The organism is Mesorhizobium sp. M2C.T.Ca.TU.002.02.1.1 (genome assembly GCF_003997225.1).
Window position 1 is genome coordinate 1 of record NZ_RZTO01001388.1, and the last position, 762, is coordinate 762.

At 64.6% G+C, this 762-nt stretch carries 1 protein-coding gene and 1 pseudogene; both read right to left on the reverse strand.

Annotated elements, in window-relative coordinates; translation table 11 throughout:
* Positions 1 to 47 precede the first annotated feature (47 nt).
* Complete coding sequence (locus EOD07_RS36275) at positions 48 to 479, reverse strand: hypothetical protein (protein ID WP_127238498.1); 432 nt, start codon at positions 477 to 479, stop codon at positions 48 to 50.
* A gap of 7 nt (positions 480 to 486) precedes the next feature.
* Positions 487 to 762, reverse strand: a pseudogene (locus tag EOD07_RS36280) (TonB-dependent receptor); the annotation flags it as partial.

The following is a 762-nucleotide window of genomic DNA, read 5'->3' on the forward strand; positions in this document are numbered from 1 at the left end:
GGTCCACGCCGTGGCGTCTTGCGGCAAGGCCGGATGCAACATCACCTCTATACGCCGAAAGCGATCGCGGTCTTGGTCGACGTCTTCAGCGCGCGCATGCAGGCCGCCGGCTCGACGCCGGTGCCGGCGCATTCGGTCGCGCTGTTGATCAGTACGCGGCTGAGCTTGCCGCAGTCGGCGCCGGCAAGGTCGAAGCGCGTGACCTTGGTCTTGCCGGCCGGGAGGTCCTTGAAATCGAGCACGGTGAGGCGGTCGACAACGCCGGCTTGGTTGAACAGTGCGATTTCGAAAGCTGCCTTCGACAGGTCGGCCCCGAGCGCGTTGTTGACGACGAAGGTCAGCCGGCAGCCTTTTTCAGACGGTTGCGCGGCGTTGAGCTCGAGACTGAGGGCCGGCGCGGACTGAGCCCACGCCGGCCCTGCAAGCGACATCGCCAACGTCGAGGTCAGCAGACGAAAGGATGCCGTCAAGCGTTTCATGTCTTGCTCAGCCTCCGAAGCGCATGGTTGCCGCGAGCTTCAGCGTGACGCCGGGTTCGTAGAGGACGGCGGTCGTGCCTCCGTTGAGCGGGTTGGTGTATTTGACGTCGAACAGATTGTCGGCGCGGAAGTCGAGCTTGAGATTGTCCGTCGCCTGGTAGCTGGCGAAGGCGTTGACCAGCGTGAAATCCTTGGCCACCGGATTGCCCTTGGGCTTGCCGTTGTACTGCACCTCGCCGCCGACGGTCAGCCTGTCCTCGAGGAAGCGCAGGCCGAGCTGGGC

Coding starts and splice junctions, on each gene's coding strand:
- EOD07_RS36275 (WP_127238498.1), bottom strand. CDS start 479: ATGAAACGCTTGACGGCATCCTTTCGTCTGCTGACCTCGACGTTGGCG.